The organism is Pseudomonas sp. BE134 (assembly GCF_031456105.1).
GTDB lineage: Bacteria > Pseudomonadota > Gammaproteobacteria > Pseudomonadales > Pseudomonadaceae > Aquipseudomonas.
This window is the reverse complement of the sequence record NZ_JAVDUA010000021.1, coordinates 76485-90848: the sequence shown is the minus strand read 5'-3', so window position 1 is coordinate 90848 and position 14364 is coordinate 76485. Positions and strand designations below refer to the sequence as shown.

Sequence of the window (14364 nt, the reverse complement as noted above, 5' to 3'; positions counted from 1 at the left end):
GCTGCCCCTCAGGCAGCGCCACCCTTGGCCCGCTGCTCCAGATGCACCTGCAACTCGGGCTCGATCTTCAGCGCCGCCGCCAGTTCGTCCAGATAGGCACGCTCGGCCTCCCCTTGATCGTTCACCAGCATTACGCTGGCGAGGTACATTTCCGCCGCAATCGCCGGGTCGGTGGCCGACACCGACACATCGGTGGCATCCAGCGGCCGGGCGACTTCTTCATCCAGCCATTGCTGAAGGTCGGGGTCATCAATATGTTTGCCGATTTCAGCGGTGATCATCTGCATCTCTGCATCATCAATGCGGCCATCGGCCTTCGCCGCTGCAATCAAGGCGCGTAGCACGGCATGGCTGTGGTCTTCGACGTCCGGGCCCGACAATAAGTCGACTGTGCGCGGCGGCTGTTGTGGCGCTGTGGCCTGACTGCGCTGCCACGCCTGATACGCCTGAAAGGCCATCATCCCCAACGAGGCCAGGGCGGCATAGCGGGTGCCGCCTCCGGAGCGACTTTGGCTCGGACCGCCTGTGGGTGAGCCGCCACCCAGCAAACCGCCGAGCAAGTCATCCAGGCCACCACCGCCACTGCTTGAGCCGGCCTTGCCGCCCATCAGGCTGCCCAGTAACCCGCCCATTCCGCCGAGCGGATTTTGAGATGACGCACCACCGCCGCTCGATTGCGACATCGAGCCCTGGCCGGCCCGTAATAATTGTTCGAGTAGATCGCTGGTGTTCATGACGATGTCCTCCTGAAGGGAAGTGAATCAGTCAGGCAACGATAGTTCTCGCCGGCTAATGCGCCACCACCGTTGGGCCGGCGTGAAGCCCGGCACGTCGCCAGGATCTACCGACGGTGAACCTTACCCCCGGATTCCCGGTCGATACCTGCAACCCGCCCGGTTTGCCGACACCTCCACTTGAAGGGGTGATAACAGGCTTGCTTCACTTTCTGGAGAACGCCCCCGTGATTTCGACCCTACACATTGCCAGGCTCAAAGCATGGGGAGCCCATGGTTTCACCGCGACCGGCGTAGTGACCGCCTTCCTCGCCACGCTGGCGTTGCTGGACAACCAACCGACCCAGTGCCTGCTGTGGCTGGGGGTTGCGCTGATCGTCGACGGGCTGGATGGCGCACTTGCGCGCAAGGTCCATGTGCAGTCGGTGCTGCCCGGTTTTGATGGTTCGATTCTGGACCTGGTCATCGATTACCTGACCTATGTGTTTATACCGGCGCTGTTTATTTATCGCTACGTGCCGTTGCCGGACTACACGCTGCTGCTGACGGTGTCGCTGATTCTGGTGTCCTCGCTGTTGTGCTTCTGCAACGTCAACATGAAAAGCCAAGACAATTACTTCCAGGGTTTTCCGGCCGCATGGAACGTGGTCGCGCTGTGTCTGTACATCATCGCGCCAACACCGTGGATCACCTTGCTCACCGTCATCGGCCTGGCCCTGTTGACGGTGACGCGGATGAAGTTCCTGCACCCGTTTCGCGTGCGCCGCTTTATGCCCGTCAACATCGCCGTGACGGCCATCTGGTTGTTGTGCAGTTTGTCGCTGGTGCTCAACCATCCGGTCATCAACCCGATGGTGATGGGACTTTGGCTACTGATGTCGGCTTACTTTCTGGGGGTCTGCATCTGGCGCACGGCACGGGAGTGGTTTGATGGCTCGCGCCAGCCATAATGCTGACATGGCCATTCATATCGTTCGACTCGGCTCACCGCTCACACCCGATGAAGGTCTGCGTGTTTGTAAGGAACTCGCATGGCTTGGAGCTGTGGGAGTTCAGCTGCCTTCCGATAAGCCTTAAAAATAAAGTCATCAAGACAGTTGCTCCCACATTTAGATCTACGCCAGATCAGCGCCGTGTGATGACGACTTCAAGGTATTCGCTCGGCACCACCAGCGACTTCTCCCCTGCCCGGTTCGCCCGGCTCAGCAGCTCGGTCAGGTCCTGTTCAAACGCCTGGGCACCCTCGGGCGGCAGCACCGCAAAGGCTTTATGGACCGGCCCGTACCAGGTGCGGAAGGTGTCGATGAAGTGCGCCGCCGAGCGATAGCGGAAGTTGAAGGTACGGCGCGTCACTTGGACCAGAAAGTCGCGTTCATCGAAGTGTGAATGCAGCCAGGTTTCGGTGCCCCAGTTAGACGGTGGTTGTGCGCCCGCCGGTGGCGGCAGGTGCCGGCCCAGGGTCTTGAACATCTGCCCGACATAGCCTTCCGGCGTCCAGTTGGCCAGGCCGATTCGCCCACCGGGGCGGCAGACTCGTGCCAGTTCGGCGGCGGCTTTGGCCTGATCGGGCGTAAACATCACGCCGAAGGTCGACAGCACGGCATCGAAGCTCGCGTCCTCGAACGGCAGCGCTTCAGCGTCGGCTACCTGGAAGGTCACGTCCAGGTGCTCTGCCCTGGCCCGGTCTTCGCCACGCTCCAGCAACGCGGCAACGTAGTCGGTGGAAGTGACCTTGCAGCCACGGCGTGCGGCGGCGAGTGTTGCATTGCCGTTGCCAGCGGCGACGTCCAGCACCCGCTCGTCACAGAGCAGGTCGCAGGTTTCGGCAAGTTGCTCGCCGACAATCTGCAACGTGGTGCCGATGACGGCGTAGTCGCCGCTGGCCCAGGAGGCCATCTGGCGGTTTTTAAGGGCAGTGAGATCAATCGGTGTACTCATGAAGTCTGCTCCGTAAGGATTGCAAAGCGACCGCGGCCTATTCAGCCGTGGTGGGATCGATAATGTTCGCCACTTGGGAAATTCGGTTGGCCGGGAAACCACTGCGGGTGGCGTGTTCTTTGATGAGCGCTTCGTTGGGTGCGATGTACACGCAGTATAGTTTGTCACCGGTGACGTAACTCTGGAGCCACTGCACTTCTGGCAGGTCGCGCAACACATTGCAGGACTTTAGCGAGGCGGCTTTCAAATCGCGCTCTGACAGTGCTCCAACGCCCGGGATCTCGCGCTCTATGACGAACTTTGGCATGGCAACCTCTCATTCTTGTTATTGATAACAGGGTCGGTAGTGCCCTGTTGAATCAACTATCGCCCCAGCTCGGGCCAACGTCCTGCCCGATCGTCGGCCAACCTTGTCCGATCGTCCGGAGGTTAGCCACGGTGCGGCGACAGGCTCACAATCAACACCATCCGCACATCGGAAAACCGCCATGGACGCCCTGTCACAAACCTTGCGTGTCGTGCGCCTGGTTGGCGCGATTTTCATCAATGCCCGGTTCACCGCGCCTTGGTGCTACCAGTCGCCCAGCGCCGATACGGCGGCACCGTTTCTGGAGCCCGGTGCCGAACGCGTGGTGATCTTTCACTTGATCACCGAGGGTGAGTGTTATGTCGAACTCGGTGACGATCCTCCGTTGCTGCTGACGGCCGGCGATGTGGTGGTTTTCCCCCAAGGCCATGCCCATCGTATGTGTTCTAAACCGGGTCTGGCGCCCGCCACCGGCGCGCGGCTGGACGTGGTACTGGCCCGGCGACCACGGCAGTTGAGTTATGGCGGCGGCGGCGCAGTCACGCGGTTGGTGTGCGGCTACCTGGCGTGCGATACGCGGTTGGCCGGCATGCTGCTTACCGGGCTGCCTCCGGTGGTGCGGGTAAACGTGCGCGGCTCGAATGCCGGCATGTGGCTCGAATCTTCGGTGCGTTATGCGTTGGCTGAAGCCCGCTCGCCAAGGCCCGGTGGCGAAGGTGTGCTGGCGAAACTGGCCGAGGTGTTGTTCATCGAAGTGCTGCGCCTGTACATGAACGAACAGGGCGAAGGGCGTACCGGGTGGCTGGCCGGGGTCGGTGACCGGATTGTCGGCGGCGCGTTGAACGCCCTGCACAAAAAGCCTTGCCACGCCTGGACGCTGGATGAGCTGGCGCGCACGGCCGGCACCTCAAGATCGGTGTTGGCGGAACGCTTTCAGCAAATGGTCGGGAGTTCGCCGATGCAGTACCTGACGCAATGGCGGATGTTGCTGGCGGCCAACCTGTTACGCAGCAGTAACAGCTCACTGATGCGCATTGCCGAAGAAGTGGGTTACCAGACGGATACGGCATTCAGCCGGGCCTTTCGTCGCGAGTTCGGTGCGCCCCCGGCCGCGTGGCGGCGCATTCAGGCAAACAAACCAATGGCCCATGGCGCGTAGCTGTGGGCCATTGATTTGATCGTCATGCCGCCGGGGCTTTCGCCTCTTCCAGCAGTTGCTGGATCACCTTCTCCTGAGTGTCGTAGCTGCCTTCACCGAAGTGGGTGTAACGCACCTGCCCCTTGGCGTCGATCAGGTAGTGGGCGGGCCAGTACTGATTGTCAAAGTTGCGCCAGATCGCGTAGTTGTTGTCGATGGCCACCGGGTAGGTGATGCCGAGCTTTTTCACCTGCTCCTTGACGTTGTCGATGATGCGTTCGAAACCGTATTCCGGGGTGTGCACGCCAATCACCACCAGGCCATCCTTCTCGTATTTCTTCGCCCAATCCTTCACATACGGCAGCGTGTGCTGGCAGTTGATGCAGTCATAGGTCCAGAAATCCACCAGCACCACTTTGCCTTTCAGCGATTCGTTGGTCAGGGCTGGCGAATTGAGCCATTCGACGGCGCCATTGATTGACGGCATGGCGCCTTGGGCGTTGTCCATCGTATCGGCCTTCACTTTGCTGACGAAGTAATCGACCACTTTCGGCACGGTTTCCATCACGCCTTTCTCAAGGCTGCTGACGCCTTCGGACGAAGTACCGGCCAGCAGGACTTTGTCGGCACCACTGGAAATCACCGCCGCCGCCGCCAGCACCGCAACACCGGTACCTCGACGCAACCAACCGGTGACCGGGATCGACGCTTTCAAGCGATTGACCAGGCCGCGTCCAGCGAAAATCAAAGTGCCCAGGGACAACGCACTGCCCAGGCCGTACGCCAACAACAACAGGCTGGTTTGCGCATTGGCGCCTTGCAGCATGGCGCCGGTGAGGATCACCCCGAGGATCGGCCCGGCACAGGGTGCCCACAGCAGGCCGGTGGCCACACCGATCATCACCGAACTCAACGGGCCGGACAGGTTGCGACTGTCGGGATCAAGGCGATTGCCGAGCGCCACGAACGGACGGGCCATCACATCACCGACCCGGGCAGAGATCAGCGACACGGCAAACAGCCCCATCACGACCAAGGCGACCTGGCGACCGGTGTTGTTGGCTTGCACCACCCACTCGCTGCTGACCACGGCCAGGCTGGAGATCAGGGCAAAGGTCAGGACCATGCCGCCGAGGGTCAGCAGAATGGAGGACCGAGTACGTTTGACCCCGGCGAACAGGAACGGTACGACCGGTAGGATGCAAGGACTGAGGACGGTCAATATGCCGCCCAGAAAAGCGATGAGGAACATGGGATCACCTTTGAAATAATGAGCGCGACACATCGACATCCCTGTGGGAGCGAGCCTGCTCGCGATGGCGGTCTGGCAGTTACATAGATGTTGAATGTGCTGCCGTCATCGCGAGCAGGCTCGCTCCCACAGTGGAATGATGGGGTTTTCAGGCAGTCTGGCTATCCAGTTGCCGCCCCTGTGGAGTCCGGCTGCCACCGTCCTGGGCCAAAAACCCATTCGCATCCTTGTGCGCCACCGGCGTCAGCTGGAAGCAAGTAGCGCTGCCACAGCTACTCTGTTCAACAGCGGCATTGGCATGGGCGGCAGCACCGGCGAGGGTGAAGGCGATGGCGGTCAAATAGCGGCTTACGTTGTTCATGATGGGCTTCCTGTTTCAAAGGGGGTGGGCAATGACTGGTCGAGGTACTCAGTTGTCCGAGTTGCAGCCATCAGCCAATTTGCGGTAGTCCAGGACCTGGGTTTTGTTTTGCGAATCCAGGTAGGTCAGTTGTGCATCCACCACGCCGCAGTTCGGCGCCGCGTCCTGTTTCAGCGACACGACTTTCTGGATGTCCAAATGCGTGCCGTAGGTGTAGGTTTTCGGGGTAACGTCTGCTTCGGCACGGGCCGACAAGGTGCAGATGTTCAGTGCGGCAAACAGGCAAGCGGCGTAGATGGCTTTAGTGTTCATGGCGGTTTCCTCAAGGCTTCAATGGGTCAGTGGTTCGATTGAGCCGAGGCGGTCTGGTTTGCCTCGATGGAACCTATTAGAAGCCTGCGAGGTATCTGGTCTGTGTCGAAAACAGACGCGTATAAATCCGTACGTATCAAAGCTGGCTGCTGATACACAGCGATACAAAACCCCTGAAAAACCGTGTTTTTGCGTCTGCGTGTATCCGCTGTCATGCCGGATACACTGCAATACAAAGGGCTGAAGGCGAGCAGGCCAAGGCTCGATAGACTGCGCAACATCTCCCATTGATAGAGGCCAGGCCCCATGGAACACGTCGATCACATTCTCATCGTGGACGATGACCGCGAGATCCGGGAACTGGTGGGCAACTACCTCAAGAAGAACGGCCTGCGCACCACGGTCGTCGCCGACGGGCGCCAGATGCGTGCGTTTCTTGAAACCACCCCAGTGGACCTGATCGTGCTCGACATCATGATGCCCGGCGACGACGGCCTGATGCTCTGCCGCGAATTGCGCGCTGGTAAACACAAGGCCACCCCGGTGTTGATGCTGACCGCGCGCAACGACGAAACCGACCGCATCATCGGCCTGGAGATGGGCGCCGACGATTACCTCGTGAAACCGTTCGCCGCCCGCGAACTGCTCGCCCGAATCAACGCCGTGCTGCGGCGCACGCGCATGTTGCCGCCCAACCTGGTGGTGACGGAAAGCGGTCGTCTGCTGGCGTTCGGGCGCTGGCGCCTCGACACTTCGGCCCGGCATTTGCTGGACGAAGACGGCACCATGGTCGCGCTCAGCGGCGCCGAATACCGGCTGCTGCGGGTCTTTCTCGATCACCCGCAGCGGGTGCTCAATCGCGATCAACTGCTGAACCTGACCCAGGGCCGCGACGCCGACCTGTTCGACCGCTCCATCGACTTGCTGGTCAGCCGTTTGCGCCAGCGTCTGCTCGACGACGCCCGCGAGCCGGCTTACATCAAAACCGTGCGCAGTGAGGGTTATGTGTTTTCACTGCCGGTGGAAGTACTCGGGGCGCCCTCATGAACCTCAACCTGCGCTGGCCCCGCACCCTTGCCTCGCGGCTCTCGCTGATCTTCTTGATCGGCTTGATCCTCGCGCAGGCGCTGTCCTTCGGCGCGCAGTATTACGAGCGTTACGAAAGCGCGAAGAACACCATGCTCGGCAACCTGGAGACCGACGTCTCGACCTCCATCGCTATCCTCGACCGCTTGCCGGCGGCGGAACGAATGAGCTGGCTGAAACAACTGGACCGGCGCAATTACCGCTATCTGCTGGATGAAGGCTCGCCGGGCGAGGCCATGCGCGACACGCCGATTGCGGTGACCTCGATCAAGGACGCCATCGGCAAGGATTACCCGATGACCGTGAGCGACATTCCCGGCCCGATCAAACACTTTCAGGTTCATCTGAAACTGTCCGATGGCAGCCCCGTCACCATCGACGTACGCCCGTCGATGGTGCCGTTATCGCCGTGGCTACCCTTCGTCCTGCTCGGCCAATTGGCGGTGTTGATCGCCTGCACCTGGCTGGCCGTGCGCATCGCCATCCGCCCATTGACGCGCCTTGCCCAAGCCGTGGAAACCCTCGACCCCAATGCCCACGCCGTGCACCTGGACGAAAAAGGCCCCATCGAAGTCGCCCACGCGGCCAAGGCGTTCAATTCAATGCAGGCGCGCATCGCCGCCTACCTCAAGGAGCGCATGCAACTGCTGGCGGCGATTTCCCACGACCTGCAAACCCCGATCACCCGCATGAAACTGCGCGCCGAATTCATGGATGACTCCACCGAGAAAGACAAGTTGTGGAGCGACCTCGGCGAGATGGAGCATCTGGTGCGCGAAGGCGTCGCGTACGCGCGCAGCATTCATGGCGCCACCGAAGAAAGTCGCCGAACCGACCTGGATTCATTCCTCGACAGCCTGGTGTTCGACTATCAGGACATGGGCAAAGACGTGCAACTGAGTGGCAAAAGTGGCGCGGTGATCGATACCCGGCCGCATGCGTTGCGGCGGGTATTGGTGAACCTCACCGACAACGCATTGAAATTTGCCGGCGCCGCTGAACTGAAGGTGGAAAGAAAAAACGGCAGCCTGTCGGTGACCGTCATGGATCGCGGCCCGGGCATTGCCGAGGAAGAACTGGCCCACGTGATGGAACCGTTTTACCGGGTGGAGAATTCGCGTAACCGCAGCACCGGCGGGACGGGATTGGGGTTGGCGATTGCCCAGCAACTGGCGACGGCAATCGGCGGGTCGTTGAGGTTGAGCAATCGTGAGGGTGGGGGGTTGTGTGCGGAGCTGAAGCTGGCGGCCAGGCCTGTTGGTCAGCAATAGAGACCCAGGCACACCCATAAAACCTGTGGGAGCGAGCCTGCTCGCGATAGCGGATTTACACTCAACATCGATGTTGGCTGATCCACCGCCATCGCGAGCAGGCTCGCTCCCACAGGGGTTTTCAGGTTATTGAGGATTTTCGTCTGGTCAGGCCATGACGCCAACCACCCCTTCCCCATCCATCTGCCGCAACAACGCGGCGCCACTGTCCATAAATTCTGCCGATCCGCTCGCCCCCGCCTCGACAGCCAAGCCTTCCAGTTGCGCATGGCCGTTCAGCTCAGGAAATTCCTCGATTCGCTGCAACAACCGCCACGCCAAGGGGCTCAGTTCAGAAAACTTCACACTCCAGTCCTCCGCTCGCCTCACCAGCAACAAAGTCGGCAGAGCAGGTGCCGTCTCGGGTTGAAAATCCGGCCCGACCAACTGCACCGGCCAGCCATACGCCAGCGGCCACGCCAGTGGCGACACCTGCAACGGCCGCGCGAGGATCAACGCCCCATCACTCGGTGCCAACGGCTCGGCATCAGACTGCTGCAACGCCATCTCGACCCATTCGTAATGCGCCAGCTCCACCATGAACGGCGGCCAGGTGCCCTTGCTCAACGCCTGCGGATCAGTCGCAAGAAACTCGACAAACTCCTGGGCAATCTCACCGAATTTCGGCGTGTGAGCGCGGTAGTCCCGCAGGAAGATCCGCACCAGCGAACGCCACTGCTCATCACCGAGAATCTTGATCAGCACCGGAAACGTCCCGCTGAGCAATGTCGACAGGTTGGCGAAAATCAGGTCGCGATACACCTGGGCTCGCGAGGAGTCCATTTCCACCGGCGGCGCGCAGTGTTCGGGATCGCGCAAGTAGCGCCCCAGGGTGGTTTGTTGCTCGAACAGGCTCGGCTTATCCACGGTTCACCTCCTCGGTTTGCAGGCGGCGTAGGGTCTGCAATTCAGCCACCAGTTCGCAAAACGCCGGGAAGTTGAAATCCCGCTCCAGCAGCGTCGGTTGCGCACCAAATCGGGCATAGGCTTGCGCCAGCAACGACCAGACCACCGGTTTCACCGAAGCGCCATGGGTGTCGATTTTCAAGGTGTCGGATTCATCGAAGTGCCCGGCGACATGCATCGCCACCACCCGGCCGGCGTCGATTCCGGCCAGAAATGCCTGTGGGTTGAAACCGTGATTGATCGAGTTGACGTACACGTTGTTGACGTCGAGCAACAGGTCGCAATCGGCTTCGCGCAACACGGCGTTGGTGAAGGTCACCTCATCCATGTCCTGCTGCGGCGCGGCGTAGTAGGAGACATTCTCCACCGCCAGACGCCGGCCCAGAATGTCCTGGGCCTGACGGATGCGAGCAGCCACGTGGTGCACTGCTTCTTCGGTAAAGGGCAGCGGCAACAGGTCGTAAAGATGACCGTCATCGCTGCAATAGCTCAAATGCTCGCTGTAAAGCGACACGTTGTAGTGGTCGAGGAACGCCCGGACTTCTTGCAGGAACCCAACGTCCAGCGGCGTCGGGCCGCCGAGGGACAACGACAAGCCGTGACAGGACAACGGGAAACGCTCGGCCAGGGCGCGCAACGCGTGACCATGGGCGCCGCCGATACCGATCCAGTTTTCCGGCGCGACTTCCAGAAAGTCGAAATCGCCGGTGCGAGCGGCCTGAAGGTCTTTCATCAAGCCGCGACGCAGGCCTAGCCCGACGGTGGCTTTCGTGGAGGTGGAAGAGGACTGCATGGTGTTGATCTCAATGATTGCCGTAACGGAATCACAGTTAATCGAGGTGCTGTATCGGGGCTGTGTTCGGCAGTGGCCGGTTGTTGGAGAGAACTGTATCCAGCGGCGAGATTGATACAGTGCGATACACACCACCATTCCCTTGAGGAAACACAAATCCCCTGGAGCGAGCTTGCTCGCGAAGGCGGTGAGTCAGTCAACATAAATATCGACTGACCCACCGCCATCGCGGGCAAGCCCGCTCCCACAGGGGACTTTCGTCGTTCCAGACAGCAGTGCATATCCCACGGACTAAACTTAATGCACCCAGGACGTACTTGGTGTCCTGTTCATTCCAACGACCACCGCCCAGAGGCAAATGCCTCGATAAATACTGCCTCTGGACCGTGATCCTGCTAAAGGAGCACACGTGATGGACGAGGCCAGACTCAATGATTTCATGGGCAAACTGGTGAACGACATGGGCGGCGCGGCGATGCTCGCCAATGTCATCCTCGGCGAGGAGCTCGGTCTGTACCGGGCCATGGCCGACAGTCAGCTCATCAGCCCTGAAACCCTCGCTGACAAAACCGGCTGCAACCCCCGCCTGGTGCGCGAATGGCTCAGTGCCCACGCCGCTTCCGGTTACATGGAACACCGCGACGGCCAGTTCCGCCTGCCCGAAGAACAAGCGCTGGCCCTGGCCATCGAAGACTCACCCGTCTATATCGCCGGCGGTATCGGCGTGGTCGCGTCGTTTTTCCATGACAAGGACAAACTGGTCAAGGCCATGCGCGGCGACGGCGCCCTGCCCTGGGGCGATCACCATCCGTGCATGTTCAGCGGCACCGAACGGTTTTTCCGGCCCGGGTACAAAGCGCACCTGATCGCCGAATGGCTGCCGGCCCTCGACGGCGTGGTGGCCAAGCTCGAAGCTGGCGCCAAAGTCGCGGACATCGGCTGCGGGCATGGCGCCTCGACGGTGATCATGGCCCAGGCGTTCCCGAACTCGCGGTTTGTCGGTTTTGACTATCACGCGCCCTCCATCACGGTCGCGACCCAGCGCGCCGAAGAAGGTGGCGTGGCCGAACGAGCACGGTTCTTCCAGGGCACCGCCAAGAGCTACCCCGGCACCGACTATGACCTGGTCTGCTACTTCGACTGCCTGCACGACATGGGCGACCCGGTGGGAGCGGCCAAACATGCCTATGAATCGCTGAAACCGGACGGCGCGGTGTTGCTGGTAGAGCCCTTCGCCAACGACTCGCTCGACGACAACATCACCCCGGTAGGCCGGCTGTTCTACGCGGCTTCGACGTTCATTTGCACGCCTAACTCGCTGTCCCAGGAAGTCGGCCTCGGGCTCGGCGCCCAGGCCGGGGAAGCACGGTTACGCAAGGTCTTCACCGAGGCCGGATTCAAGACGTTCCGGCGGGCCACGGAAACCCCGTTCAACCTGATTCTGGAGGCGCGGAAATAAACACAGGCAGGCACCCGGACAGGCGCGCTGTCCGGGTGATCGGTCTGCTACGCTGCAACCACTCAAGGCCCTCCCCGGAGTGTTGAACATGCTCGACAGCCTCCTGCGCGAACAACTCGAGCGGCTTCGGCAATTAATGGCTGACCAGCCGTTTGTGGTACTGACCGGCGCTGGCATCAGCACCCCGTCGGGCATTCCGGACTACCGCGACAACCAGGGCGTGCGACGTGGCCGGCAACCGATGATGTACCAGGAGTTTCTGTCGGCCCCGCAATCACGTCGACGCTACTGGGCACGGGCCATGCTCGGTTGGCCGCGTGTGCACCTGGCACAGCCGAATGTCGCGCACGAAGCGTTGGCCCGATTGCAAAGCACCCGGCATATCAGCGGCCTGATCACCCAGAACGTCGACACCCTGCACGATCAGGCCGGCAGTCATGACGTGATAGAACTGCACGGCAGCCTGCACCGGGTGCTGTGCCTGGATTGCGGGATACGCAGCGAACGCAATGCCATTCAGCGCTTGATGGAAGCGCAGAATCCTTACCTGGCCGGGGTCGACGCGGTACAGGCGCCAGATGGCGACACATTGCTGGATCCAGCATTTGAAGCGCGGTTTCAGGTGCCGCACTGCCCGCACTGCGCAGGCGAGCGGATGAAACCGGACGTGGTGTTTTTTGGCGAGAACGTGGCGCAGGCAACGGCGGTCAAGGCAATGACGGCGGTGGAAAAGGCTGCGGGGTTGCTGGTGGTGGGGTCATCGTTGATGGCGTATTCGGCATTTCGGCTGTGCCGGGCGGTGGCGGATCAAGGCAAGCCATTGATTGCGATGAATCTGGGGAAGACTCGGGCGGATGACATTCTGGACTTCAAGATTGAGGGATCGTGCGAAGAGCTTTTGCCCCTGCTGGCCCAACGGCTGTCCACATAACTACAGACGAAACCCCACCGCCGCTCCCACAGGAAATTGTGTTCAATTCGCAGTCAGGCGCTGGCCCAGGTTTTGTTCCTTGAGGATATCGAACAACGCCTGCGCCGCCGCCGACAGTTCAACCCCAGGCTGGGTCAATACGCCGATGGCCCGCTCTACCACCGGATCGCGCAATGTAAGGCACCGGGCTCCGAGTTCCTGCATCTGTCCGGCGCACAACGCAGGCACCGCGCTCACGCCCAATCCGCTGGCAACCATCCTGCCGACTGTCGCCAATTGATGGCTTTCAAATTCCACCGGCAATTTCATTCCCCGCGCCTGCAAATGTTCTTCCAGCATTACCCGCAGTGTCGACGGTCGCTGCAAAGTGATGAACGGCTCCTTGAGCAACGTTTGCCAGTCGATATCATCAAGCTCGGTCAATGGCGAATCCTTGGGCACGACAGCGACGAACCGGTCTATGTACAACGGCGTGAACGCCAGTGACGAACTCTGCGTCGGCTCAAACGCCACGCCCAGCTCAACGTGGCGGTCACGGACCATTTCCAGCACTTGCTCGTTGATCACGTCATTGACCGTGACGTTGACCTTCGGATAGCGCGCGCGAAACGTCTTGAGGATCGGTGGCAGCAGGTTGCCGGCAAACGATGGCATGGCCGCCAGCGTCACGCGGCCGCGCTGGAGGGTGAAACGTTGGCGCAGTTCGTCCTCGGCATTGTCCCAGTCGGCGATCAAGCGGCGCGCCAGCGGCACCAGCGATTCGCCTTCGGCGGTCAACGCTACGTTGCGCGTGTTGCGGGTGAACAAGCGCCCGCCCAGGCCCTCCTCCAGCGCCTTGATGGTCAGGCTCAATGCCGATTGCGACAGGTGCAGGCGCTCACAGGCCACGGCAAAACTCAAACTCTGGGCTACGGCCAGGAATGCGCGGATCTGCTTGATGGTCATGGTCGCTTTGCTCCAGTTGTAAGCTATAAGCTTCAAGCTGCCAGTATAAAACAGCGGTTTAATGAGTTTTATCTATCAATCATCCTTAAAAATCAACTTAACAAATGAATACAAGAACGCGACACTTCGTCGCATACGGCTAGCCAGCCGACCACAAAGAATAAAAGAGGTGCATATGGCAGGTTTCGACAAGCGCGTGAGTTCCTACGAGGAAGCTCTGGCAGGTCTTGAAGACGGCATGACCGTGATCGCTGGCGGCTTCGGTCTGTGCGGGATCCCGGAAAACCTGATCAACGAGATCAAACGCAAAGGCACCCGCGACCTCACCGTGGTTTCCAACAACTGCGGCGTCGACGGTTTCGGCCTCGGCGTGCTGCTGGAAGACCGGCAGATCAGCAAGGTCGTGGCGTCCTACGTCGGCGAAAACAAGATGTTCGAAGAGCAGCTGATGAGCGGCGCCATCGAAGTCATCCTGACCCCACAAGGCACCCTCGCTGAAAAAATGCGCGCAGGCGGCGCCGGCATTCCGGCCTTCTTCACCGCCACTGGCGTGGGCACCCCGGTTGCCGACGGCAAGGAAACACGCGAATTCCATGGCCGCCAGTACCTGATGGAAGAATCCATCACCGGTGACTTCGCCATCGTCAAAGGCTGGAAAGCCGACCATTTCGGTAACGTCGTCTATCGCCACACCGCCCAGAACTTCAACCCGCTGGCCGCCACCGCCGGCAAGATCACCGTGGTCGAAGTTGAAGAAATCGTCGAACCTGGCGAGCTGGACCCGGCACAGATCCACACCCCTGGCATCTATGTCGACCGAGTCATTTGCGGCACGTTCGAAAAGCGCATCGAACAGCGCACCGTGCGTAAGTGATCCCCAGCCCCCGGACCG

At 60.7% G+C, this 14364-nt stretch carries 16 protein-coding genes; 7 read left to right on the top strand and 9 right to left on the bottom strand.

The genetic code is table 11. From position 1 onward, the window contains the following. Window positions 1–8: 8 nt before the first annotated feature. A complete protein-coding gene (locus J2Y56_RS18255) occupies window positions 9–734 on the bottom strand; it encodes a tellurite resistance TerB family protein (RefSeq protein ID WP_007946373.1) in 726 nt (241 codons plus the stop codon). A gap of 227 nt (window positions 735–961) precedes the next feature. Here J2Y56_RS18255 and pcsA point away from each other — a divergent pair, with 227 nt between their 5' ends. Beyond that, a complete protein-coding gene (pcsA, locus tag J2Y56_RS18250; protein WP_310351840.1) occupies window positions 962–1684 on the top strand; it encodes a phosphatidylcholine synthase in 723 nt (240 codons plus the stop codon). Window positions 1685–1859: 175 nt separating this feature from the next. Here pcsA and J2Y56_RS18245 read toward each other — a convergent pair whose 3' ends face one another. Further along, window positions 1860–2672: a class I SAM-dependent methyltransferase gene (locus J2Y56_RS18245; RefSeq protein ID WP_007946375.1), complete on the bottom strand. Its 813-nt coding sequence runs from the start codon at window positions 2670–2672 to the stop codon at window positions 1860–1862. 37 nt (window positions 2673–2709) lie between these two features. Then, window positions 2710–2979 carry a DUF4242 domain-containing protein gene (locus tag J2Y56_RS18240; RefSeq protein WP_007946376.1) on the bottom strand — a complete coding sequence of 90 codons (270 nt, stop codon included), beginning with the start codon at window positions 2977–2979 and terminating at the stop codon, window positions 2710–2712. Between the two features lie 181 nt (window positions 2980–3160). Here J2Y56_RS18240 and J2Y56_RS18235 point away from each other — a divergent pair, with 181 nt between their 5' ends. Beyond that, window positions 3161–4138, top strand: a complete 978-nt coding sequence (locus tag J2Y56_RS18235; RefSeq protein ID WP_007946377.1) for an AraC family transcriptional regulator — start codon at window positions 3161–3163, stop codon at window positions 4136–4138. Window positions 4139–4160: 22 nt separating this feature from the next. On the opposite strand, the gene J2Y56_RS18230 is transcribed toward J2Y56_RS18235, so the two are convergent. From J2Y56_RS18230 to J2Y56_RS18220, 3 genes are all read right to left on the bottom strand, one after another. Continuing rightward, window positions 4161–5369, bottom strand: a complete 1209-nt coding sequence (locus tag J2Y56_RS18230) for a cytochrome c biogenesis protein DipZ (protein ID WP_310336315.1) — start codon at window positions 5367–5369, stop codon at window positions 4161–4163. Window positions 5370–5517: 148 nt separating this feature from the next. Continuing rightward, the gene (locus tag J2Y56_RS18225) at window positions 5518–5730 is read right to left on the bottom strand and encodes a hypothetical protein (protein ID WP_007946379.1); all 213 of its coding nucleotides are present in this window, start codon (window positions 5728–5730) and stop codon (window positions 5518–5520) included. A 48-nt stretch (window positions 5731–5778) separates the two neighbouring features. Then, window positions 5779–6042, bottom strand: coding sequence for a DUF2790 domain-containing protein (locus J2Y56_RS18220; protein WP_007946381.1), 264 nt, complete (start codon window positions 6040–6042; stop codon window positions 5779–5781). Between the two features lie 306 nt (window positions 6043–6348). Here J2Y56_RS18220 and J2Y56_RS18215 point away from each other — a divergent pair, with 306 nt between their 5' ends. Together J2Y56_RS18215 and J2Y56_RS18210 are read left to right on the top strand one after the other, a co-directional pair. Continuing rightward, on the top strand, window positions 6349–7089 hold the full coding sequence (locus tag J2Y56_RS18215) for a response regulator (protein ID WP_150779966.1): 741 nt from the start codon (window positions 6349–6351) through the stop codon (window positions 7087–7089). Then, window positions 7086–8399: a HAMP domain-containing sensor histidine kinase gene (locus J2Y56_RS18210; protein ID WP_310351787.1), complete on the top strand. Its 1314-nt coding sequence runs from the start codon at window positions 7086–7088 to the stop codon at window positions 8397–8399. Before J2Y56_RS18215 ends, J2Y56_RS18210 begins: the two co-directional genes overlap by 4 nt. Window positions 8400–8546: 147 nt before the next feature. Here J2Y56_RS18210 and J2Y56_RS18205 read toward each other — a convergent pair whose 3' ends face one another. Both J2Y56_RS18205 and J2Y56_RS18200 read right to left on the bottom strand, forming a co-directional pair. Then, on the bottom strand, window positions 8547–9305 hold the full coding sequence (locus tag J2Y56_RS18205; protein WP_310336321.1) for a putative DNA-binding domain-containing protein: 759 nt from the start codon (window positions 9303–9305) through the stop codon (window positions 8547–8549). Then, complete coding sequence (locus J2Y56_RS18200; RefSeq protein ID WP_310351783.1) at window positions 9298–10137, bottom strand: DUF692 domain-containing protein; 840 nt, start codon at window positions 10135–10137, stop codon at window positions 9298–9300. Before J2Y56_RS18200 ends, J2Y56_RS18205 begins: the two co-directional genes overlap by 8 nt. Before the next feature lie 412 nt (window positions 10138–10549). Here J2Y56_RS18200 and J2Y56_RS18195 point away from each other — a divergent pair, with 412 nt between their 5' ends. After that, on the top strand, window positions 10550–11596 hold the full coding sequence (locus J2Y56_RS18195; protein ID WP_310351780.1) for a class I SAM-dependent methyltransferase: 1047 nt from the start codon (window positions 10550–10552) through the stop codon (window positions 11594–11596). A gap of 88 nt (window positions 11597–11684) precedes the next feature. Beyond that, a complete protein-coding gene (locus tag J2Y56_RS18190; RefSeq protein WP_310351775.1) occupies window positions 11685–12527 on the top strand; it encodes an NAD-dependent protein deacetylase in 843 nt (280 codons plus the stop codon). 42 nt (window positions 12528–12569) lie between these two features. Here the strand turns inward: J2Y56_RS18190 and J2Y56_RS18185 are convergent, their stop codons facing one another. Further along, window positions 12570–13472, bottom strand: coding sequence for a LysR substrate-binding domain-containing protein (locus J2Y56_RS18185; RefSeq protein ID WP_310351773.1), 903 nt, complete (start codon window positions 13470–13472; stop codon window positions 12570–12572). A gap of 175 nt (window positions 13473–13647) precedes the next feature. Here J2Y56_RS18185 and J2Y56_RS18180 point away from each other — a divergent pair, with 175 nt between their 5' ends. After that, window positions 13648–14346: a CoA transferase subunit A gene (locus tag J2Y56_RS18180; protein ID WP_007948746.1), complete on the top strand. Its 699-nt coding sequence runs from the start codon at window positions 13648–13650 to the stop codon at window positions 14344–14346. The last annotated feature ends 18 nt before the right edge of the window (window positions 14347–14364 follow it).